Annotated in this window: 21 protein-coding genes; 11 read left to right on the top strand and 10 right to left on the bottom strand. The window is 60.3% G+C overall.

Translation table 11 applies throughout. The features are described from left to right. Positions 1 to 51 precede the first annotated feature (51 nt). The 6 genes from petA (at position 52) to ACSSVH_RS21870 (ending at position 4,742) form a co-directional block, all read left to right on the top strand. On the top strand, positions 52 to 645 hold the full coding sequence (petA, locus tag ACSSVH_RS21895) for a ubiquinol-cytochrome c reductase iron-sulfur subunit (RefSeq protein ID WP_038443372.1): 594 nt from the start codon (positions 52 to 54) through the stop codon (positions 643 to 645). Further along, the gene (locus ACSSVH_RS21890) at positions 645 to 1,856 is read left to right on the top strand and encodes a cytochrome b (protein ID WP_003188526.1); all 1,212 of its coding nucleotides are present in this window, start codon (positions 645 to 647) and stop codon (positions 1,854 to 1,856) included. Before petA ends, ACSSVH_RS21890 begins: the two co-directional genes overlap by 1 nt. Next, complete coding sequence (locus ACSSVH_RS21885; protein ID WP_169950943.1) at positions 1,856 to 2,635, top strand: cytochrome c1; 780 nt, start codon at positions 1,856 to 1,858, stop codon at positions 2,633 to 2,635. Before ACSSVH_RS21890 ends, ACSSVH_RS21885 begins: the two co-directional genes overlap by 1 nt. Positions 2,636 to 2,785: 150 nt before the next feature. Beyond that, a complete protein-coding gene (locus tag ACSSVH_RS21880; protein ID WP_027604841.1) occupies positions 2,786 to 3,403 on the top strand; it encodes a glutathione S-transferase N-terminal domain-containing protein in 618 nt (205 codons plus the stop codon). A gap of 17 nt (positions 3,404 to 3,420) precedes the next feature. Beyond that, positions 3,421 to 3,834 (top strand): ClpXP protease specificity-enhancing factor, encoded by a 414-nt coding sequence (locus tag ACSSVH_RS21875; protein ID WP_057438071.1) that lies wholly within the window; start codon positions 3,421 to 3,423, stop codon positions 3,832 to 3,834. 158 nt (positions 3,835 to 3,992) lie between these two features. Then, positions 3,993 to 4,742: a FadR/GntR family transcriptional regulator gene (locus ACSSVH_RS21870; protein ID WP_169950939.1), complete on the top strand. Its 750-nt coding sequence runs from the start codon at positions 3,993 to 3,995 to the stop codon at positions 4,740 to 4,742. Positions 4,743 to 4,766: 24 nt separating this feature from the next. Here ACSSVH_RS21870 and ACSSVH_RS21865 read toward each other — a convergent pair whose 3' ends face one another. Together ACSSVH_RS21865 and ACSSVH_RS21860 are read right to left on the bottom strand one after the other, a co-directional pair. Continuing rightward, positions 4,767 to 4,964, bottom strand: a complete 198-nt coding sequence (locus tag ACSSVH_RS21865) for a hypothetical protein (RefSeq protein ID WP_169950937.1) — start codon at positions 4,962 to 4,964, stop codon at positions 4,767 to 4,769. A 192-nt stretch (positions 4,965 to 5,156) separates the two neighbouring features. Continuing rightward, a complete protein-coding gene (locus tag ACSSVH_RS21860; RefSeq protein ID WP_492633713.1) occupies positions 5,157 to 6,314 on the bottom strand; it encodes a phospholipase in 1,158 nt (385 codons plus the stop codon). A 227-nt stretch (positions 6,315 to 6,541) separates the two neighbouring features. Here ACSSVH_RS21860 and kdgD point away from each other — a divergent pair, with 227 nt between their 5' ends. From kdgD to garD, 4 genes are all read left to right on the top strand, one after another. Continuing rightward, a complete protein-coding gene (gene kdgD / locus ACSSVH_RS21855; RefSeq protein ID WP_029291893.1) occupies positions 6,542 to 7,453 on the top strand; it encodes a 5-dehydro-4-deoxyglucarate dehydratase in 912 nt (303 codons plus the stop codon). 54 nt (positions 7,454 to 7,507) lie between these two features. Then, positions 7,508 to 8,953, top strand: a complete 1,446-nt coding sequence (locus tag ACSSVH_RS21850; RefSeq protein WP_492633712.1) for an aldehyde dehydrogenase family protein — start codon at positions 7,508 to 7,510, stop codon at positions 8,951 to 8,953. A 106-nt stretch (positions 8,954 to 9,059) separates the two neighbouring features. Further along, complete coding sequence (locus tag ACSSVH_RS21845) at positions 9,060 to 10,424, top strand: MFS transporter (RefSeq protein ID WP_169950930.1); 1,365 nt, start codon at positions 9,060 to 9,062, stop codon at positions 10,422 to 10,424. A 12-nt stretch (positions 10,425 to 10,436) separates the two neighbouring features. After that, on the top strand, positions 10,437 to 11,990 hold the full coding sequence (garD, locus tag ACSSVH_RS21840) for a galactarate dehydratase (RefSeq protein ID WP_170041735.1): 1,554 nt from the start codon (positions 10,437 to 10,439) through the stop codon (positions 11,988 to 11,990). A 6-nt stretch (positions 11,991 to 11,996) separates the two neighbouring features. On the opposite strand, the gene ACSSVH_RS21835 is transcribed toward garD, so the two are convergent. The 3 genes from ACSSVH_RS21835 to ACSSVH_RS21825 are packed head-to-tail and all read right to left on the bottom strand — an operon-like array spanning position 11,997 to position 14,188. After that, positions 11,997 to 12,701, bottom strand: coding sequence for an HAD-IB family phosphatase (locus tag ACSSVH_RS21835; protein WP_492633711.1), 705 nt, complete (start codon positions 12,699 to 12,701; stop codon positions 11,997 to 11,999). After that, entirely contained in the window at positions 12,698 to 13,561 is an 864-nt protein-coding gene (locus tag ACSSVH_RS21830; protein WP_492633710.1) for a 1-acyl-sn-glycerol-3-phosphate acyltransferase, read from the bottom strand. Before ACSSVH_RS21830 ends, ACSSVH_RS21835 begins: the two co-directional genes overlap by 4 nt. A gap of 27 nt (positions 13,562 to 13,588) precedes the next feature. Beyond that, positions 13,589 to 14,188: a GNAT family N-acetyltransferase gene (locus tag ACSSVH_RS21825; RefSeq protein ID WP_172312121.1), complete on the bottom strand. Its 600-nt coding sequence runs from the start codon at positions 14,186 to 14,188 to the stop codon at positions 13,589 to 13,591. Positions 14,189 to 14,462: 274 nt separating this feature from the next. On the opposite strand from ACSSVH_RS21825, the gene ACSSVH_RS21820 reads away from it, so the two are divergent. Continuing rightward, positions 14,463 to 15,404, top strand: a complete 942-nt coding sequence (locus ACSSVH_RS21820) for an AEC family transporter (protein ID WP_169950919.1) — start codon at positions 14,463 to 14,465, stop codon at positions 15,402 to 15,404. Positions 15,405 to 15,447: 43 nt separating this feature from the next. On the opposite strand, the gene ACSSVH_RS21815 is transcribed toward ACSSVH_RS21820, so the two are convergent. The 5 genes from ACSSVH_RS21815 to gatA all read right to left on the bottom strand — a co-directional run bounded on the left by ACSSVH_RS21815 (position 15,448) and on the right by gatA (position 20,397). After that, the gene (locus ACSSVH_RS21815; RefSeq protein WP_169950917.1) at positions 15,448 to 15,855 is read right to left on the bottom strand and encodes a carboxymuconolactone decarboxylase family protein; all 408 of its coding nucleotides are present in this window, start codon (positions 15,853 to 15,855) and stop codon (positions 15,448 to 15,450) included. Further along, positions 15,852 to 16,901, bottom strand: coding sequence for a calcium/sodium antiporter (locus tag ACSSVH_RS21810; protein ID WP_492634730.1), 1,050 nt, complete (start codon positions 16,899 to 16,901; stop codon positions 15,852 to 15,854). The genes ACSSVH_RS21815 and ACSSVH_RS21810 overlap by 4 nt, the downstream gene beginning before the upstream one ends. 59 nt (positions 16,902 to 16,960) lie before the next feature. Next, a complete protein-coding gene (locus ACSSVH_RS21805) occupies positions 16,961 to 17,332 on the bottom strand; it encodes a septal ring lytic transglycosylase RlpA family protein (protein ID WP_169950915.1) in 372 nt (123 codons plus the stop codon). Positions 17,333 to 17,489: 157 nt separating this feature from the next. Continuing rightward, positions 17,490 to 18,935 carry an Asp-tRNA(Asn)/Glu-tRNA(Gln) amidotransferase subunit GatB gene (gene gatB, locus ACSSVH_RS21800; RefSeq protein ID WP_169950913.1) on the bottom strand — a complete coding sequence of 482 codons (1,446 nt, stop codon included), beginning with the start codon at positions 18,933 to 18,935 and terminating at the stop codon, positions 17,490 to 17,492. Positions 18,936 to 18,945: 10 nt separating this feature from the next. After that, on the bottom strand, positions 18,946 to 20,397 hold the full coding sequence (gene gatA / locus ACSSVH_RS21795) for an Asp-tRNA(Asn)/Glu-tRNA(Gln) amidotransferase subunit GatA (protein ID WP_169950911.1): 1,452 nt from the start codon (positions 20,395 to 20,397) through the stop codon (positions 18,946 to 18,948). Position 20,398 lies beyond the last annotated feature (1 nt).

The following is a 20,398-nucleotide window of genomic DNA, read 5'->3' as shown; positions in this document are numbered from 1 at the left end:
CTTAGTAGACGCCTGATTTAACAGGCCAAAAAGCTGATGGGAGAGGACTGAATGAGCAATGACGGCGTGAATGCAGGCCGGCGTCGCTTCTTGGTAGCAGCCACATCCGTGGTGGGTGCTGCAGGAGCGGTGGGGGCTGCGGTCCCGTTCGTGGGGTCATGGTTTCCCAGTGCCAAGGCGAAAGCCGCAGGTGCACCGGTGAAGGTGAATGTCAGCAAGATCGAGCCAGGCCAGCAGATGATTGCTGAATGGCGCGGCCAGCCAGTATTCATCGTTCGTCGTACCGAGGAAATCCTGGGGAATCTGAAGAAGATCGAGGGCCAGTTGTCTGACCCCGAGTCCAAGAATTCCGACCAACCCGCCTACGCCCAAAACGAAGTGCGTTCGATCAAGCCAGAGATTCTGTTGCTGGTCGGTCTTTGCACACACCTGGGTTGCTCGCCGACCTTCCGCCCGGAAGTCGCGCCAGTGGACCTGGGCAAGGACTGGGTCGGTGGCTATTTCTGCCCTTGCCACGGTTCCCACTACGACCTGGCCGGTCGCGTCTACAAGTCCCAGCCTGCTCCGTTGAACCTGCCGGTTCCGCCGCACAACTACGAATCTGACGACGTTATTGTCATTGGTGTCGATAAGGAGAGCGCGTAATGAGCAAGTTCATGGATTGGGTGGATGCGCGCTTCCCCGCTACCAAAATGTGGGAAGACCATCTCAGCAAGTATTACGCGCCGAAGAACTTCAACTTCTTCTACTTCTTTGGTTCCCTGGCATTGCTGGTACTGGTCAACCAGATCGTTACCGGTGTCTGGCTGACCATGAGCTACACCCCGTCGGCGGAAGAGGCGTTTGCCTCCGTCGAATACATCATGCGCGACGTCGAGTACGGCTCGATCCTGCGCCTGCTGCACTCCACCGGCGCTTCGGCGTTCTTTATCGTGGTCTATCTGCACATGTTCCGTGGCTTGCTCTACGGCTCGTACCAGAAGCCGCGTGAGCTGGTATGGGTGTTCGGCATGCTGATCTACCTGGCGCTGATGGCAGAGGCCTTCATGGGCTACCTGCTGCCGTGGGGCCAGATGTCCTACTGGGGCGCCCAGGTGATCATCTCGCTGTTTGGTGCGATTCCGGTCATCGGTAACGACCTGACCCAGTGGATCCGTGGTGACTACCTGATCTCCGGGATTACCCTGAACCGCTTCTTTGCCCTGCATGTGGTGGCCTTGCCGATCGTGATTCTCGGCCTGGTGGTGCTGCACATCCTGGCGCTGCACGAAGTGGGTTCGAACAACCCGGACGGCGTGGATATCAAGAAGCACAAGGACGAGAACGGCATTCCGCTGGACGGCATTCCATTCCACCCTTACTACACCGTGAAAGATATCGTCGGCGTAGTGGTGTTCCTGTTCGTGTTCTGCTCGATTGTGTTCTTCTTCCCGGAAATGGGCGGCTATTTCCTCGAAAAGCCGAACTTCGAACAGGCCAACGCATTCAAGACCCCGGAACACATTGCCCCGGTCTGGTACTTCACGCCGTTCTACGCCATTTTGCGGGCAATCCCCGACAAGCTCATGGGCGTGATCGCCATGGGTGCGGCCATTGCCGTGCTATTCGTGTTGCCATGGCTCGACCGTAGCCCGGTCAAGTCCATGCGCTACAAGGGGTGGCTGAGCAAGATCTGGCTGTGGGTGTTCTGCATTTCGTTCGTGATCCTGGGTGTGTTGGGCGTACTGGCGCCGACCCCAGAGCGCACGTTGCTGTCGCAGGTCTGCACCTTCCTGTACTTCGCCTACTTCATTCTGATGCCGTTCTACACCCGGCTCGAGAAGACAAAACCGGTTCCGGAAAGGGTGACTGGCTGATGAAAAAATTATTCGCTGCATTGATTCTTGCTGCCCTGCCGGTATTGGCCTTCGCGGCCGAGCACGGCGCAGAGCTGGAAAAAGTCGACATCGACGTTTCTGACAAGGCCGCCATGCAAGACGGCGCCCGTACGTTCGCCAACTACTGCATGGGCTGCCACAGTGCCAAGTTCCAGCGTTACGAGCGGGTTGCCGATGACCTGGGTATCCCCCATGAGCTGATGCTCAAGAACCTGGTGTTCACCGGTGCCAAGATTGGCGACCACATGAACATCGGCATGCAACCGGCCGACGCCAAGGCCTGGTTCGGGGCTGCGCCGCCCGACCTCACCCTGGTAGCGCGCGTACGCGGCACCGACTGGCTGTACGGCTACCTGAAATCGTTCTACGAAGACCCTACACGTCCCTGGGGCGTGAACAACAAGGTCTTCCCGAACGTCGGTATGCCTAACGTGCTGGTCGGCCTGCAAGGGCGCCAGGTGGTAGGATGCAAGCAGGTTCAAGTCGTGGAAAACGGCAAGAAGCAATATGACCCGCTGACCGGCACGCCGTTGACCCATGAGGCCTGTGATCAACTGACCATCGTGCCCAAGAGCGGTGCGCTGAACGAGGAGCAGTTCGACGAGAAGGTCAAGAACCTGGTGACCTTCCTGGCGTACTCCGCCAACCCGGTCAAACTGGAGCATCAACGCATCGGTACCTATGTGTTGCTGTACCTGGCTTTCTTCTTCGTATTCGCTTATTTGCTCAAGCGTGAATACTGGAAGGATGTGCATTGATCCAACCTTAGGCAATTGCTGTTAATCTTGCGCGCCCAGCGACGTCTCTGAACGGGTAACGCTCTGGTTGATCCAGGTGTTACGAGAGATGCTTTCTGGGCGCGCTCGTTTTTGAGCTTTCGATAATTTCAACAAGCGAGGAGGACCGCCATGGGCGTGACCAACCGGTTGGCCTGTTACTCCGACCCCGCCGACCACTATTCCCACCGAGTACGCATCGTACTCGCAGAGAAGGGTGTCAGCGCCGAGATCATCAGTGTGGAGGTGGGTCGTCATCCGCCGAAACTGATCGAAGTGAACCCTTACGGCAGCTTGCCCACCCTGGTCGATCGTGACCTGGCGTTGTGGGAGTCAACCGTGGTGATGGAATATCTGGATGAGCGTTACCCCCATCCACCTTTGCTGCCGGTGTATCCGGTGGCGCGTGCCAACAGCCGCCTGCTGATCCATCGGATCCAGCGTGACTGGTGCGGGCTGGTGGATCTGATTCTGGATACACGCAGCAAAGAAGCTGCCCGTGTGCAGGCGCGCAAGGAATTGCGCGAGAGCCTGACCGGGGTTTCGCCGCTGTTCGCCGACAAACCTTTTTTCCTCAGTGAGGAACAAAGCCTGGTGGATTGCTGCCTATTACCCATACTCTGGCGTTTGCCGATTCTGGGCATTGAACTGCCGCGGCCTGCCAAGCCGCTGCTTGATTACATGGAGCGCCAGTTTGCGCGTGAGGCTTTCCAGGCAAGTCTGTCTGGCGTCGAACGTGATATGCGCTAAGGCTTAAGGAGCCGTTGATGAACTCCAGTCGACCTTACCTGGTCCGCGCGCTCTACGAGTGGATTGTGGACAACGATTGCACCCCGCACATGCTGGTCAATTCCGAGTTTCCTGCGGTGCAGGTACCACAAGGTTTTGCCAGTGACGGACAGATTGTCCTGAACGTTTCGCCCAGTGCCGTACGCCAACTGCACATGGACAATGAAGCGGTCAGCTTTGAAGGGCGTTTTGGTGGGGTACCCCATACGCTCTATGTGCCCATCGGCGCGATCCTGGGGATTTATGCCCGGGAAAATGGCCAGGGCATGGTGTTTGATCTGGAGTCGTCCCTTGAAGACGACGAAGCGATTGAAATTGAAGATGATCTGCCGCCACCAGATTCCGAGCCACCGCGCCCTAGCGGCCGGCCGAGCTTGAAAGTGGTGAAGTGACAAAACATGCGCCTGCGGGTATGTGTTGAAAGTGCCCCGGCTTAGGCTGGGGCATTTTTTTGCGCGCGATAAGCTTTGGGCAAATCATCCAGAGCGGTGATCGTACAACCCGCTTGGGCTATGATGCCCCTTTGAATCATCGAGATAGTTGCCTGCCCATGGAAAACCCCAGCACAGCCCCGCGTCTTCCCCGCAAGCGCCGTAGCCTTGCCCAGGAACTGGTCACGGTGTTGTCCGAGCAGATCCGCGATGGTCAGCTCAAGCGTGGCGACAAGCTGCCCACCGAGTCAGCGATCATGGAAGCCCATGGGGTCAGCCGCACGGTGGTGCGCGAGGCAATCTCGCGGCTGCAGGCAGCTGGGCAGGTGGAAACCCGGCATGGCATCGGCACCTTTGTGCTGGATACGCCGAGCCCCAGCGGGTTTCGCATTGATCCGGCGACCGTGGTCACGCTGCGTGATGTACTGGCGATCCTCGAGTTGCGCATCAGCCTGGAAGTAGAGTCCGCCGGCCTCGCGGCCCAGCGTCGCAATGACGAACAGCTGGCAGCAATGCGCGCAGCCCTCGATGCGTTGAATGAAAGTGCGGCGCACGCCAGCGATGCAGTGGCCTCGGACTTCCAGTTCCATCTGCAGATTGCCTTGTCCACCGGCAACCGCTACTTCACCGACATCATGACCCACCTGGGCACCAGCATTATCCCGCGCACCCGCCTGAACTCAGCGCGCCTGGCCCATGACGACCAGCAGCACTACATGAGCCGCCTGAGCCGTGAGCACGAAGAGATTTATGAGGCGATTGCCCGCCAGGATTCGGATGCGGCGCGGGCGGCGATGAGATTGCATTTGACTAATAGTCGAGAGCGGCTGCGCCAGGCTCATGAAGAGGCGCAGGCGCAGCGCGGATAATTCGATGCCTGCCAGGAAGGCATGTCACGCCAAGAAAAAGTCGATTTGGGTAACTTCACCATTGTTGATATGGAAGTTCTTGCCCAGGACCAGGGCCGGCGGGTCACCATCAAGTTGAATGGTGTCACCAATATTGGGTAGGTCCACAGGATCGATGTTCTGCGTCGATGCCTTGGAATTATTGGATTTGGATTTAAATGTGCATTTTTTTTCGGTAGCCATGGTGTGCCTCACTGGTTGTGGATGAGTAAAGGGCCTCCAAGGTGACTGCACCTGCTGCATGTGCTGAGGTAACCCGGCGGTCGCACCCAATCTAGGGGCAGCGAGCCGGTCGCCGATACTGTCAGAATTCACAGTGACGACGAACGGTCCCCTGTGTACGAGTCATCCGCCCACAGGGGAACTATGGCTACCTCAAGGCTGCGGCTTGTTCGGCTTGTAATCCTTAAGCAACAGATACGTACTCCACCCCCACCAATCATTGGTCCATTGCTTGTCGTTCAGGTTGTTGACGTCCTTGCGTCGCAACACCTTGTCGCCCTCAGCCTTGAACAGTGGCGAAAAGTTGTTCGCCGGGTTGTTCGCCGCATTCAGGTCCGGCACGTGCAGCGGTGCCTTGAACGTGGCCGGGGAGGGCGCGATACCGCTGATGTACGCGTCGAAGATCTCATCGGCCGAAGACTGCACCGCACGCTTGACCTGGGTGCGGTTGGCGGCGTCATTGCTATCGAAATAGCGTTTGTCGCCATAGGCATGCCACTCATCGCCCAGGGCATTGCGTACATTGAGCCCGAACTTGCTGTCTTCATCGTGCATAAAGCGGCTGATCAACGACCCCAGTTCACCCGGTGTCACCACGGCCGCCAGTTGTTTGCGTGGGACGCGCAGGTGCCCTGCGGAAAACAGGTCGGTCAAGAAGTGATCAGCAAAGCTGTTCATGGCGTAAGCCAGTTCCAATTGCTGGCCACTGCCGCTTTGGTGGGCCACGACCGCTTGTTGCAAGGCGGCGGTATGCCCGGCTAGGTAGGCAGACAGCGCCCATTCGCCGAAATGGTCGGCATTATCGGCCGCCAGCTTCAGGTAGCGCCCCAGAGGGACCATGGCTGAAACCACGCTGCCACCGCCAGTGATGCGGTTCCACTCTTCGGACAACGTATCTCCTAGCGCGTCGTAGGCCTCATGGGGTTGCTTGCCATCCTGTATGGCCTGCTTCACTGCGTTGATCTCTTTTTGCATGACTGCGAGGATTTTGCCCGCTTCCTCCCGTGACGCCGGCAAAGTCGCCAGCGAGTTAAACGCGGCGATGAAACGCTGCGCACGCTCGGTGGGTGACGCACCGTCACTGATGGGCTGGCCGGGAATCCCGTAGAAATCGCCGCCCAGGGCAATGATCTGGCCATAGGTCAGGGCCAGGCCGTTGGGCAGGTGCAGTTGGACTTTTGCCCCAGCAATTGCTGGCTCGCCCGGGACAAAACGCAGCAGGGTCTCGTCGCCAATGGCGGTGTGCTCGCCGCCTTCGAAGCGTAGGGCGGGGATAGGGTTTTCGGTGTTGATCGATTTTAGTTCTGACATGTTAGCTCCTTGCTATGTCGTATGAATCTTCCTTGATAACTGTATGTATATACAGTTGTCGCAAGCATAGAGGAATAATTTCCTACGTCAAGGTGCTCTCAATAACCGACCGCAAAACCCTGGCAAGCCGACGAAATAACATTGACGAATGATTTTATGGTTGTACGATGACGTACAACATTAACAACAACTGTTCATCGATAGTCTTTACCCAGGGTGTTCGAATAATGAATCCACAAGAACTGAAGTCCATCCTCTCCCACGGTCTGCTGTCTTTTCCGGTGACCGATTTCAATGCCCAGGGCGATTTCAACCAGGCAGGCTATATCAAACGCCTGGAGTGGCTGGCCCCTTACGGCGCCACAGCCTTGTTCGCAGCGGGCGGCACCGGTGAGTTTTTCTCCCTAGCGGCCAGTGAATATTCCCAAGTGGTGAAAACCGCAGTGGATACCTGCGCCACCAGCGTGCCGATCCTCGCCGGTGTTGGCGGCTCTACTCGCCAGGCCATCGAGTACGCCCAGGAAGCCGAGCGCCTGGGGGCCAAGGGTCTGCTGCTGTTACCGCACTACCTGACCGAAGCCAGCCAGGACGGGGTTGCCGCCCACGTCGAAGCCGTGTGCAAGTCGGTAAAAATCGGCGTGGTGGTCTACAACCGCAACGTCTGCCGCCTGACCGCGCCGCTGCTTGAGCGCCTGGCCGAACGTTGCCCGAACCTGATTGGCTATAAGGATGGCCTGGGCGATATCGAACTGATGGTGTCGATCCGCCGTCGCCTCGGTGATCGTTTCAGCTACCTGGGCGGGTTGCCGACCGCAGAGGTTTACGCCGCTGCCTACAAGGCCCTCGGCGTGCCGGTGTACTCCTCGGCGGTCTTCAACTTCATTCCGAAGACCGCAATGGACTTCTACCACGCGATTGCCCGGGAGGATCACGCCACCGTCGACAAGATCATCGACGACTTCTTCCTGCCTTACCTGGACATCCGTAACCGCAAGGCCGGCTACGCCGTAAGCATCGTCAAGGCGGGCGCAAAAATCGCCGGCTATGACGCAGGCCCGGTGCGCACCCCGCTCACCGATCTGTTGCCAGAAGAATACGAAGCCCTGGCCGCGCTGATCGACAAGCAAGGCGCGCAGTAACCCATTAATAAAGCCGCTGAGTGATCAGCGGCTTTTTGCGTAAGGAGAAGATGCGTGTCCCAAGCCAAGCGTTTTGACAACTACATCGGTGGCCAGTGGGTGGCCGGTGCTGACTACTCAAGCAATATCAACCCGTCGGATCTGTCGGATGTCATCGGCGATTTCGCCAAGGCCGACGTGGCTCAGGTCCACGCCGCTATCGACGCCGCCCGCGCGGCGTTCCCGGCATGGTCGACCTCCGGCATCCAGGCCCGGCATGACGCCCTGGATAAAGTCGGCAGCGAGATCCTCGCGCGCCGCGAAGAGCTCGGTACGCTGCTGGCTCGCGAAGAGGGCAAGACCCTGCCGGAAGCCATCGGCGAAGTGACCCGTGCCGGTAATATCTTTAAATTCTTTGCCGGCGAGTGCCTGCGCCTGTCCTGTGACTACCTGCCGTCTGTACGCCCGGGGGTCAACGTCGAGGTCACGCGCGAAGCCCTGGGCGTGGTGGGCCTGATCACCCCGTGGAACTTTCCGATTGCGATCCCCGCCTGGAAAATCGCCCCGGCCCTGGCCTACGGCAACTGCGTGGTGCTCAAGCCGGCAGACCTGGTGCCCGGCTGTGCCTGGGCCCTGGCCGAAATCATCTCCCGTGCAGGCTTTCCCAGTGGTGTGTTCAACCTGGTGATGGGCAGCGGCCGGGTAGTGGGCGATGCGCTGGTCCATAGCCCGAAGGTCGACGGCATCAGCTTCACCGGTTCCGTGGGCGTGGGCCGGCAGATCGCGGTCAGTTGCGTGTCGCGCCAGGCCAAGGTGCAGTTGGAAATGGGCGGCAAGAACCCGCAGATCATTCTCGACGATGCCGACCTCAAGCAGGCTGTCGAGTTGTCGGTACAGAGCGCGTTCTACTCCACCGGCCAGCGCTGCACGGCATCCAGTCGCTTTATCGTGACCGCCGGGATTCATGACCAATTCGTCGCTGCCATGGCGCAGCGCATGCAGTCGATCAAGGTTGGCCATGCCCTGCATGCCGGGACCGACATTGGCCCGGTGGTGTCCCAGGCCCAATTGGACCAGGACCTGAAGTACATCGACATCGGCCTGGGCGAAGGCGCGCGGCTGGTCAGCGGTGGTGGCCTGGTGACGTGTGACACCCAAGGCTACTTCCTCGCGCCGACCTTGTTTGCCGACAGCGAAGCCGCTATGCGCATCAGCCGTGAAGAAATCTTCGGCCCGGTGGCCAATGTGGTGCGCGTGGCGGACTACGAGGCAGCACTGGCCATGGCCAACGACACCGAGTTCGGGCTGTCGGCGGGCATTGCCACCACCTCGCTCAAGTACGCCAACCACTTCAAGCGCCACTCCCAGGCCGGGATGGTGATGGTCAACCTGCCGACGGCGGGCGTGGATTATCACGTTCCCTTCGGGGGTCGCAAGGGTTCATCCTACGGGTCGCGTGAGCAAGGTCGCTATGCGCAGGAGTTCTACACCGTGGTGAAAACCAGCTACATCGGTTCGTAAACGCAATACATGTGAGAGCAGGCTTGCCTGCTCCCACAAAAAAGCAGTGCGCAGCACCAACACGACAATTACCCGCAAAAAAAATAATTAGTGGGAGTACATCTACATGCAAGCGACCAAGCCGACGCACGTCCGTTATTTGATCTTGCTCATGCTGTTCCTGGTGACCACGATCAACTACGCCGACCGTGCCACCATCGCCATCGCAGGTTCCAGCCTGCAAAAAGACCTCGGCATCGACGCCGTCACCCTCGGTTACATCTTCTCTGCTTTCGGTTGGGCCTACGTGGCCGGGCAAATTCCCGGCGGCTGGCTGCTCGATCGTTTCGGCTCGAAAAAAGTCTATGCCCTGAGCATCTTCACCTGGTCGCTGTTCACCGTGCTGCAAGGCTATGTCGGTGAGTTCGGCGTCTCCACCGCGGTGGTTGCGTTGTTTATGCTGCGCTTTCTGGTCGGCCTGGCCGAAGCGCCATCCTTTCCCGGCAATGCGCGCATAGTCGCGGCCTGGTTCCCAACCGCCGAGCGCGGCACGGCTTCGGCGATCTTCAACTCGGCGCAGTACTTCGCCACTGTGTTGTTTGCCCCGTTGATGGGGTGGATCGTCTACAGCTTCGGCTGGCAGCACGTATTTATCGTGATGGGCGTGATTGGCATCGTGTTCTCGCTGATCTGGCTGAAAGTGATCTACAGCCCGCGCGAGCACCCGCTGATCAATGAGGCTGAGTTCAAGCACATTGCCGCCAATGGGGCGATGGTCGATATGGACCAGGACAAGGCCAAGGGTAAGAAAACCGACGGGCCGAAGTGGGATTACATCCGCCAGTTACTGACCAACCGCATGATGCTCGGTGTGTACCTGGGCCAGTACTGCATTAACGGCATTACCTACTTCTTTCTCACCTGGTTCCCGGTGTACCTGGTGCAGGACCGCGGCATGACCATCCTCAAGGCCGGCTTCATCGCTTCGCTACCGGCGATCTGCGGTTTTATCGGCGGCGTGCTGGGCGGGGTGATTTCCGACTACCTGCTGCGCAAGGGCCACTCCCTGACCTTCGCACGCAAGGCGCCGATCATTGCTGGCTTGCTGGTCTCCAGCAGCATCATTGCCTGCAACTATGTGGATGTGGAGTGGATGATCGTGGGCTTCATGGCCCTGGCCTTCTTCGGTAAAGGCGTTGGCGCACTGGGTTGGGCGGTGGTGTCTGACACCTCGCCCAAACAAATCGCTGGCCTCAGCGGCGGCTTGTTCAATACCTTCGGCAACCTGGCTTCCATCACCACGCCTATCGTGATCGGCTACATCATCAGCACCACCGGTTCGTTCAAGTGGGCCCTGGTGTTCGTCGGCGCCAATGCGCTGGTGGCGGTATTCAGCTACCTGGTGATCGTCGGCCCGATCAAGCGCGTGGTGCTCAACGAGCCACCGAGCAAAGGCCCTGAATTGACTAACCTTTCCCAAGCGCAATCCTGAAGGGGCCGTGTGATGCAGTTGATTGAACATGCCGACTCGCCGCGCTCCATTCGGTTGCACGAGCGCGACAACGTAGTAATCGTGGTCAATGACCAGGGTGTGCCAGCCGGCACCGAGTTCCCGGATGGCCTGGTGACCGTGGAGTTCATCCCCCAGAGCCATAAGGTGACCCTGGAAGATATCCCACAAGGTGGTCAGATCATTCGCTATGGCCAGACCATCGGTTACGCCTTGCAACCGATACCACGCGGCAGTTGGGTCCAGGAGGATCAACTGCGCATGCCCACCGCACCGCCGCTGGACAGCCTGCCGCTGTCCACCGAAGTGCCCGAGGCCCAGGCGCCATTGGAAGGTTTCACCTTCGAGGGCTATCGCAATGCCGATGGCACGGTGGGCACGCGCAACATCCTCGGCATCACCACGACCGTGCAGTGCGTGACCGGCGTGCTGGACCATGCGGTCAAGCGCATCAAGGACGAGTTGTTGCCCAAATACCCGAATGTCGATGACGTGGTGGCACTGACCCACAGCTATGGTTGCGGCGTGGCCATTACCGCCACCGACGCCTATATCCCGATCCGCACCGTGCGCAACCTGGCACGCAACCCGAACCTGGGGGGCGAAGCCCTGGTGATCAGCCTGGGCTGCGAAAAGCTGCAAGCCGGGCAGGTGATGCACGACAACGACAGCTCGGTGGACCTCAGCGAACCGTGGCTGTACCGCTTGCAGGACGCAAGCCACGGGTTCAGCGAAATGATCGAGCAAATCATGGAGCTGGCCGAAACCCGGTTGAAGAAACTCGACCTGCGCCGGCGGGAAACCGTACCGGCCTCGGAGCTGATCCTGGGCATGCAATGCGGCGGCAGCGACGCGTTTTCCGGGATCACCGCCAACCCGGCGCTGGGCTACGCGTCGGACCTGTTGCTGCGGGCCGGGGCGACGGTGATGTTTTCCGAAGTGACTGAAGTGCGCGATGCCATTTACCTGCTGACCTCCCGCGCCGAAACCCAGGAGGTCGCGCGGGAACTGGTGCGGGAAATGGACTGGTACGACCGCTACCTGGCCAAGGGCGAGGCCGACCGCAGTGCCAACACCACGCCGGGCAACAAGAAGGGCGGCCTGTCGAACATTGTCGAGAAGTCCCTGGGGTCTATCGTCAAGTCCGGCAGCAGCGCGATCAATGGCGTGCTTGGGCCGGGCGAGCGCTTCAAGGGCAAAGGCCTGATCTTTTGTGCGACCCCGGCCAGTGATTTTGTCTGCGGCACCTTGCAACTGGCGGCGGGGATGAACCTGCATGTATTCACCACCGGTCGCGGCACGCCCTACGGGTTGGCGATGGCGCCGGTGGTGAAGGTTTCGACCCGCACGGAATTGGCCCAGCGCTGGCCGGACCTGATCGATATCGATGCCGGACGGATCGCCACCGGGCGTGCGACCATCGAGGAACTGGGCTGGGAGTTGTTCCATTTCTACCTGGATGTGGCCAGCGGCAAAAAGCAGACCTGGGCCGAGCAACATAAGCTGCACAATGACATCACCTTGTTCAATCCGGCGCCGATCACCTAGCCCAGGTCAGGACAGGGCGCCGATCAAGGCCTGCAGATGGGGGTAGACCTGCTGCGGGCTGGTCGCGCGAAGGATGTGCCCGCTCATCTCGGGCATGGGGTGGCGGGTGTAGTAGTCCGCACACACAAAACCGTCGACCCAGCCATCGACATACACCTGGTGGTCTGAGCGGGCATCGCCGACGATCAGCGCCCGGCCCTGGAGCCTGCCGCTCTCGCGCCACCGTCGCACGATCCGGCTTTTGCCGGTACCGGGGTTGATCAGCGGCGAAGGCCGGGGGCACAGGGCCCGCGAACCGGCCCAGAACAGGCGGTTGGCGAGCACGTTGCGGGTGTCGATATCCAGCGAGCGGGCAATCGGGGCGATCCATTCGGTGTAGCCGCCAGACAGGATATGCACCTGCACGCCCTCGCGCTGTAGGTTGTGCAGGGTCAGCATCAGGGCCGGGTCGAGGCTGCCAATGACCGTGTCGACATAGCGCTGGATATGCTGGCGGCGGATGCGCGGGATCACCTTGACCAAGGACAGCAGTTCCCAGGCACTGGCGCGACCGGCCAACGCTTTGGGCGCGATCAGTTGCAGTTGCTCCAGCATGGCTTGCCCAGCGGGGCTGTCGCCAATCGCCGACTGGATGATCGCAAGGGTGCTTTCGTGGTTCACCAGGGTCTGGTCAAAGTCGAAAATCACATGGGTAGTGCCGGTTGCGGTCATGGGCGTGCCTGCGCATCGAGCTGGCGATAGCGGTGTTTGTCTTCGCGGGTCCACGGGGTGGCCGCAATGCCCAGGTGTTGTGCGATGCGGGCCTGGATTTGGTCTGCAAAGGCCTGGCCGCTTTGCTGCTCCTGGCGTTCGCAGCGTTCCAGGTAGCTCATTTCACAGATCATCCAGGGCATCGTCAGCAAGCGCAGGAAACTTGCCAGGCCAGAGGCATGCAGTGGGCTGGCGACCAGGCCGAAGGGCAGAATCAGGCGCCCGGCCAGGGGCACGACGGGCAAGCCGCGGCTCAGCAGCCCCGCGCGAAAGCGATACAAACCCCGGCCGTTGTTAATGGTCGCTTCGGGGGTGGTGTAGAGGGCGGTGCCTTGCGGGTTGGTGCGCAGTTTATGCAGGTTACGGGAGAACGCCTTCTTATCGGCACCGTTCCAGAACTGTCCGCCCGAGCATTTGAGCAACAGGAAGGCGGTGAAGGCGATAAAGCGGTTGTAGCCACTGGCCGCCACCAGTGTTGCGCCTGGCATCGCGAGGATGGCGAATGGATCAATCACGCTGACGTGATTGGCGGCCACTACGCAGCCGTCGGTGATCAGGGCGATTTGCCGCGATGAATGGCTGCAACGGATGCGAATGCCCATTATCCACAGGAGCCCTCGATACATCACGGGCCTGGCAGCCAACGGAAGCGGCCAGGCGAGCAGGCTCACCACGACCATCGACAGCAGGCGCAGGCCCGCCAATACGCAACCAAACGGCAGGTAGACCTGGCGTCGCAAGCAGCGGTAGGTCCAGGTTTCCCGGGTGCACAGGCCCGCTACTGAGTGAAGGGGGTCGGGTGGAGGCAGAATGTTTTTCACGGGGATGTTGCTCAGTGATGGTTTTGGTCAGGCCAGCTTGGTGTGCTCGGCGGTTTTCATCCGGCGCGAAAACCGGTCGATGCGCGCCAGGTTGGCAGGGCTGATTTCCCTGAACCGCTCGCGGGTAAGATCAATCTTCACGTGGGGGCCGTAAGGGGTTTCAATCACTTGCCCGGCCAGTTGTGGCGCGTGCAAAAACGCCCGGTTCATTTCCAGTGCGCGGTGGTGCCGGATATTGGTCAGGGTGTAGATCTGCTCGAACCCCAGGTGCTCAAAGCCGTATTCAAGCGCCAGGTGGATGGCAATAAAGGGGTAGGGCGTTCCCCAGTATTTCTTGAGGAAACGGTTGCCGAAGTTGATGCCGTATTCTTTTTGCGCGAACCCGGCATAACCGATAAACGGGCCTTGCAGGCCAATGCTCACCGCCCAGCGTGACCAGTTTTGGTCGGTCATTTCTTTTTTGAAGGTGGCGATTTCGTTGGCGGCGGCGGTCATGTCCCGGGTGGTGCCGGCGGAAATGAATTTCATCGCCTCGGGGTCACTGAGTAGTTCGGTGTAACCCGCAATGTCCTCATCGTCCCAGCTTCTGATATGCACATTGTGTAAATGGTTGACGGATCTACGCATGGGGCCCCCCTGGAGTTATTCAGTTGTTACAGGAGGGGGATTTTCAGGGGCGGCGTTACTGAAGCGGAGGTGTGGATTCTCGTTAGTGCGTGGGAGCTTGTGCAGTGCTTTGTGGGACGGGTGAACCCCGGCCGGGATAGTGGGATTACCTCCTACGAAGTAGCCACAGTTCCCAATTCTGGACTTTTTTAGTTCGTGTTTATGTTTCGAAATCCAATATCAACAGTGCAGCCCACTGCTTTATCATGACGATTCCCTGAAAACAGGACTTAGCATGCTCGCCATTTTCCTTGCGACGCTCACCATCACTGCGCCGGTGTTTGCCATGCTGTTCCTGGGGGTGCTGCTCAAGCGCATCAACTGGATCAACGACAATTTTATCCACACCGCGTCAGCCCTGGTGTTCAACGTCACCATGCCGGCGTTGCTGTTTCTGGGGATCTTGCACGCCGACCTGCATTCGGCGCTCAAGCCAGAACTGCTGATCTATTTTGCCGTGGCCACGGTCGCCAGCTTCGCCCTGGCCTGGGGCTGGGCGATTTTCCGTTGCCCGCGGGAAGACCGGGGCATTTATGCCCAGGGCGCGTTTCGCGGGAACAACGGGGTGATCGGCCTGGCACTGGCGGCCAGCATGTACGGCGACTACGGGATTTCCCTGGGGGCGATCCTCGCGGGGCTGGTGATCCTGTTCTACAACACCCTGTCGACCATTGTGCTGGCGGTGTACAGCCCGGTGATCAAGTCGGACCCGTGGAGCATCTGCAAGAGCGTACTGGCCAACCCGCTGATCCTCAGTGTGATTGCCGCCACGCCATTCGCCTATTTCCAGATCGGCCTGCCCAGTTGGCTGGAAACCTCCGGGAGGTACCTGGCCGACATGACCCTGCCCCTGGCATTGATCTGCATTGGGGGCACTCTGTCCCTGGCGGCCTTGCGCCAAAGTGGCAACATGGCGTTGAGTGCCAGCCTGGTGAAAATGATCGGTTTGCCGCTCGTGGCCACCGTCGGGGCCTGGCTGTATGGCTTCCGGGGACCGGAGCTGGGGATTCTGTTTTTGTATTTTGGCGCGCCGACGGCCGCCGCCAGCTTTGTCATGGCCCGTGCGGCCCAGGGCAACCATGAGTTGGCGGCGGCGATCATTGTGATCACCACCCTGATGGCGGCAGTGACCACCAATATCGGGATCTTTGTGTTGCAGGCCGGTGGCTGGATCTGAAATGAGTGGTGTTTTTTAGGGCCTATCGCGGGCAAGCCCGCTCCTACACTTGGGGGTGTTCACCACTAATTGTGGGAGCTGGCTGATACGCCTCAATCACTTCCTGCGCCGCGCGAAACGCATCAATCGCCGCCGGCACACCGGCATACACCGCGCAATGCAGCAACGCCTCGCGAATTTCTTCGACAGTACAGCCATTGTTCAGCGCGCCGCGCACATGGCCCTTTAGCTCCTGCGGGCACTTCAAGGCGGTCAATGCCGCGAGGGTGATCAGGCTGCGGGTCTTCAGCGGCAGGCCTTCACGGTTCCACACCCCGCCCCAGGCATGTTCGTTGACGAAGTCCTGCAACGGCTGGGTGAACTCGGTGGCATTGCCCAAGGCGCGGTCGACAAATACGTCGCCCATGACCTGGCGACGCATTTGCTCGCCGGATTTCGGTTGATCGGTCATTGCGACTCCCTCTTGTGGTGTTGGCGGCGCCAGGCCCGCAGCGAAGTGAACAACAGGAAAGCCACCAGCGCTGGCAGGACGTAGTACAGCATCAGTTGTTCGAGTTTATTGGCCAGCGGCATGCCGGTGGTGAACGACACCACGTGCAGCCCATACGCCAGGTACAGCCCCAGCAGCAGCAAGCCTTCGGCGCGGGTAATGCGGTAGCCGGTGTAAAACACTGGCAAGCACAACACCACCACGCCGAGCATCACCGGCAGGTCGAAATCCAGGGCATTGGGCGATACCGACAAGGGCGACGGCGCCACCAGCGCGGTAAAGCCCAGTACCCCCAACAGGTTGAACAGGTTGCTGCCGATCACGTTACCCACCGCAATCTCCCGTTCGCCGCGCAGGGCGGCGATCAGCGAAGTGGCGAGACACGGCAGAGAGGTGCTGACGGCAACGATGGTCAGGCCGATCACCCGTTCGGACAGGCCCAGGTCGCTGGCCACTTCCACGGCCGCCCCCAGCAGCAGATGCCCGGCGAATACCAGCAGCGCGAGCCCGCCGATCATCCACAGCAAACTGCTCAGCCACGGCGCCTGCACTACCGTGTCGCGGGTCCGCGGGCGGCGCGAATGGCGGGTCTGGTACAGCAACAGCGCGAGGTAGGCGAGCAGGGCTGCCAGTAAGGTCAGGCCGTCGAGCGGAGTCAGGGCCTCATCGCTGGCGAGGATGAACAGCAGCAGGCTGGCGCCGATCATCACCGGGATATCCAGGCGCACCAGTTGCCGCGACACGCGCAGGGGAATGATCAGCGCTGAAAGGCCCAGGGTCACGAGGATATTGAAGATGCTGCTGCCAATCACGCTGCCCACGGCAATATCGGTATTGCCGGCCAGGGTGGCCTGCAGGCTGACGGCGATTTGCGGCGCGCTGCTGCCAAAGGCCACGATGCTCAAGCCAATGATTAGCGGCCTGACCTTGAGGCTGGCGGCCAGGCGCACGGCGGCGCGTACCAGCATCTCGGCGCCGGCAATCAGCAGCAATAGGCCGCTGATCAGTTCAATCAGGCTCAGGGGCGAGAGGGCGCTTAATCCGAAAATGGCCAGGGCTCCGTCAGTCAGTTGTTCAGGGCTTGCACGCGCACGCGCGCGGTTCCGCTGCGCAGCATACCCAACTGCTCGGCGGCCTGGCGTGAAAGATCGATCAGCCGGCCACGTGTGTGTGGGCCGCGATCATTGATGCGCACCACCACGGATTTGTCGTTGGCCAGGTTGGTGACCTGCACCCGCGTGCCGAATGGCAGGCGCCGGTGGGCGGCGGTCATGGCGTGTTGGTTGAAGGGTTCACCGCTGGCGGTTTTTTTGCCGTGGTGCTTGGCGCCGTAGTAGGACGCTGTGCCGGTTTCGTCATAACCGTTGGGATCGATCAGGCCACTGGCGCAGCCGGTGAGCAGTGAAAACAGGGCGCAGAGGCCGAGTAGACGCTTCATTTTCAAGGTGTCCCCAAAATTGATATGGGAACCGACCTTTGTAGAAGCTGGCTTGCCTGCGATGCGGGCGCCTCGGTTTTTCAGATGCACCGAGGTGATGCTATCGCAGGCAAGCCAGCTCCTTCACAAGCCGGCTCCCACAGGGCGGCAACCGTTATCAGCCTTCGAGCTTGCTCTTGAGCAATTCGTTCACCTGTTGCGGGTTGGCCTTGCCTTTGGAGGCCTTCATCGCCTGGCCCACAAAGAAGCCGAACATCTTGCCGCGTTTGGCTTCGTCCGCTGCACGGTACTGCTCGACCTGCTCGGCGTTGGCCGCCAGCATTTCATCCAGCACGGCCGAGATCGCGCCGCTGTCGGTGACTTGCTTGAGGCCGCGTTTCTCGATGATCTCGTCGGCGCTGCCTTCACCGCTGGCCATGGCTTCAAACACGGTCTTGGCGATCTTGCCGGAGATGGTGTTGTCCTTGATGCGCAGCAACATGCCGCCCAACTGTTCGGCCGTTACCGGGGCTTCGTCGATTTCCAGGCCCTGTTTGTTCAACAGGCTGCCCAGTTCAACCATGACCCAGTTGGCGGCCAGCTTGGCGTCACCGGCAATGCTCACGACTTTTTCAAAGTAGTCGGCTTGCTCGCGGCTCGACGCCAGGACGCTGGCGTCATACACCGAAAGACCGAACTGCGCCTGGAAGCGCTCGCGTTTTTGCGGTGGCAATTCCGGCAGGGTGGCGCGCACGTCATTGAGGAACGAATCCTCGATCACCACCGGCAACAGGTCCGGATCGGGGAAGTAACGGTAGTCGTTGGCTTCCTCTTTGCTGCGCATGGCGCGGGTTTCGTCTTTGTTCGGGTCGTACAGGCGCGTCTGCTGGATCACCTTGCCGCCGTCTTCGATCAGCTCGATCTGGCGACGGACTTCGGTGTTGATCGCCTTCTCGATGAAACGGAACGAGTTGACGTTCTTGATCTCGCAGCGAGTGCCGTACTCGACCTGGCCTTTTGGCCGCACCGACACGTTGCAGTCGCAACGCAGGGAGCCTTCGGCCATGTTGCCGTCGCAGATGCCCAGGTAGCGCACCAGCGCGTGGATGGTCTTGACGTAGGCCACGGCTTCCTTGGCGCTGCGCATGTCCGGCTCGGACACGATTTCCAGCAGTGGCGTGCCGGCGCGGTTCAGGTCGATGCCCGTGGCGCCGTTGAATTCTTCATGCAGGCTCTTGCCAGCATCTTCTTCCAGGTGCGCACGGGTCACGCCGACACGTTTGATGGTGCCGTCTTCCAGGGGGATATCCAGGTAGCCCTTGCCGACGATCGGCAGCTCCATCTGGCTGATCTGGTAGCCCTTGGGCAGGTCCGGGTAGAAGTAGTTCTTGCGCGCGAACACGTTGTGCTGGCCGATCTGGGCGTCAATCGCCAGGCCGAACATCACCGCCATGCGTACCGCTTCCTGGTTCAGTACCGGCAATACGCCAGGCATGCCCAGGTCTACCAGGCTGGCCTGGGTGTTGGGTTCTGCACCGAACGTGGTGGCGCTACCGGAGAAAATCTTCGATTGGGTGGCGAGCTGGGTATGAATCTCCAGCCCGATCACAACTTCCCATTGCATAGTGTTCTCCTCAGAAGCCGGTTGGGGTGCGAGTGTGCCAGTCAGTGTTCAACTGGTACTGGTGCGCCACATTGAGCAAGCGGCCTTCCTGGAAATACGGGGCGAGCAACTGCACGCCCACCGGCAGGCCATCGACGAAACCTGCAGGCATGGACAAGCCCGGCAAGCCCGCGAGGTTGGCGGTGATGGTGTAGAGGTCTTCAAGATACTCGGCGATCGGGTCACCGGTCTTGGCGCCGATCTTCCAGGCCGGGTTCGGTGTAGTCGGACCGATGATCACGTCGACTTCATTAAAGGCCGCCATGAAGTCATTTTTGATCAGGCGTCGGATTTTTTGCGCCTTGAGGTAGTACGCGTCGTAGTAGCCGGCCGACAGGGCGTAGGCACCGACCATGATCCGGCGCTGCACTTCCACGCCGAAGCCTTCGCCACGGGAGCGTTTGTACAGGTCGGTGAGGTCTTTCGGGGCTTCACAGCGGTAGCCGAAACGCACGCCGTCGAAGCGCGACAGGTTCGACGAGGCCTCTGCCGGGGCGATCACGTAGTACGCCGCAATCGCGTGCTGGTTGTTCGGTAGGCTGATTTCCTTGATCACCGCGCCGAGCTTTTCCAGCTCCTTGATGCTGTTGTGCACCAGTTCGGCGATACGTGGGTCGAGGCCGGCGCTGAAATACTCTTTCGGCACGCCGATACGCAGGCCTTTGAGCGAGGTATTGAGGCTGGCGCTGTAGTCCGGCACGGGTTCATCGATGCTGGTGGAGTCCTTCCCATCGAAGCCAGCCATGCCTTGTAACAATATTGCGCAGTCTTCGGCGCTGCGGGCCAGGGGGCCGCCCTGGTCGAGACTGGAGGCGTAGGCAATCATGCCCCAGCGGGAAACGCGCCCGTAGGTCGGTTTCAGGCCGGTGAGGTTGGTGAATGCGGCTGGCTGGCGGATCGAACCGCCGGTATCGGTGGCTGTAGCGGCCGGCAGCAGGCGCGCGGCCACGGCTGCTGCCGAGCCACCGGAAGAGCCGCCGGGCACGTGTTCCAGGTTCCACGGGTTTTTCACTGCGCCGTAGTAGCTCGATTCGTTGGCCGAGCCCATGGCGAATTCGTCCATGTTGGTCTTGCCCAGGGTCACGGCCCCGGCTTCGGCCAGCTTGGCGACCACGGTCGCGTCGTAGGGCGCCTTGAAGTTGTCGAGCATCTTCGAGCCGCAGCTGGTGCGGATACCCTGGGTGCAGAACAGGTCCTTGTGACCGATGGGCGCACCCAGCAGCGCGCCGCTTTCACCGTTGGCGCGACGGGCGTCGGCGGCCTTGGCCTGGCCTAGTGCCAGTTCCTCGGTGAGGCTGATAAAGCTGTTGACCTTCGGATCCAGCGCGGCGATGCGCGCCAGCAGGGTCTTGGTCAGCTCTTCGGAAGAAAACTTTTTGTCGGCGAGACCGCGGGCGATCTCGGCCAGAGTCAATTGATGCATT

Source organism: Pseudomonas sp. HC1(2025), from assembly GCF_058742075.1.
Note: the sequence above shows the minus strand (reverse complement) of the source record. Positions and strands in the feature narration are given on the sequence as shown.

Excerpts from the sequence above, each read along its gene's own strand:
- petA (WP_038443372.1), top strand. The coding sequence starts at position 52 with ATGAGCAATGACGGCGTGAATGCAGGCCGGCGTCGCTTCTTGGTAGCA.
- ACSSVH_RS21890 (WP_003188526.1), top strand. The coding sequence starts at position 645 with ATGAGCAAGTTCATGGATTGGGTGGATGCGCGCTTCCCCGCTACCAAA.
- ACSSVH_RS21885 (WP_169950943.1), top strand. The coding sequence starts at position 1,856 with ATGAAAAAATTATTCGCTGCATTGATTCTTGCTGCCCTGCCGGTATTG.
- ACSSVH_RS21880 (WP_027604841.1), top strand. The coding sequence starts at position 2,786 with ATGGGCGTGACCAACCGGTTGGCCTGTTACTCCGACCCCGCCGACCAC.
- ACSSVH_RS21875 (WP_057438071.1), top strand. The coding sequence starts at position 3,421 with ATGAACTCCAGTCGACCTTACCTGGTCCGCGCGCTCTACGAGTGGATT.
- ACSSVH_RS21870 (WP_169950939.1), top strand. The coding sequence starts at position 3,993 with ATGGAAAACCCCAGCACAGCCCCGCGTCTTCCCCGCAAGCGCCGTAGC.
- ACSSVH_RS21865 (WP_169950937.1), bottom strand. The coding sequence starts at position 4,964 with ATGGCTACCGAAAAAAAATGCACATTTAAATCCAAATCCAATAATTCC.
- ACSSVH_RS21860 (WP_492633713.1), bottom strand. The coding sequence starts at position 6,314 with ATGTCAGAACTAAAATCGATCAACACCGAAAACCCTATCCCCGCCCTA.
- kdgD (WP_029291893.1), top strand. The coding sequence starts at position 6,542 with ATGAATCCACAAGAACTGAAGTCCATCCTCTCCCACGGTCTGCTGTCT.
- ACSSVH_RS21845 (WP_169950930.1), top strand. The coding sequence starts at position 9,060 with ATGCAAGCGACCAAGCCGACGCACGTCCGTTATTTGATCTTGCTCATG.
- garD (WP_170041735.1), top strand. The coding sequence starts at position 10,437 with ATGCAGTTGATTGAACATGCCGACTCGCCGCGCTCCATTCGGTTGCAC.
- ACSSVH_RS21835 (WP_492633711.1), bottom strand. The coding sequence starts at position 12,701 with ATGACCGCAACCGGCACTACCCATGTGATTTTCGACTTTGACCAGACC.
- ACSSVH_RS21825 (WP_172312121.1), bottom strand. The coding sequence starts at position 14,188 with ATGCGTAGATCCGTCAACCATTTACACAATGTGCATATCAGAAGCTGG.
- ACSSVH_RS21820 (WP_169950919.1), top strand. The coding sequence starts at position 14,463 with ATGCTCGCCATTTTCCTTGCGACGCTCACCATCACTGCGCCGGTGTTT.
- ACSSVH_RS21815 (WP_169950917.1), bottom strand. The coding sequence starts at position 15,855 with ATGACCGATCAACCGAAATCCGGCGAGCAAATGCGTCGCCAGGTCATG.
- ACSSVH_RS21805 (WP_169950915.1), bottom strand. The coding sequence starts at position 17,332 with ATGAAGCGTCTACTCGGCCTCTGCGCCCTGTTTTCACTGCTCACCGGC.
- gatB (WP_169950913.1), bottom strand. The coding sequence starts at position 18,935 with ATGCAATGGGAAGTTGTGATCGGGCTGGAGATTCATACCCAGCTCGCC.
- gatA (WP_169950911.1), bottom strand. The coding sequence starts at position 20,397 with ATGCATCAATTGACTCTGGCCGAGATCGCCCGCGGTCTCGCCGACAAA.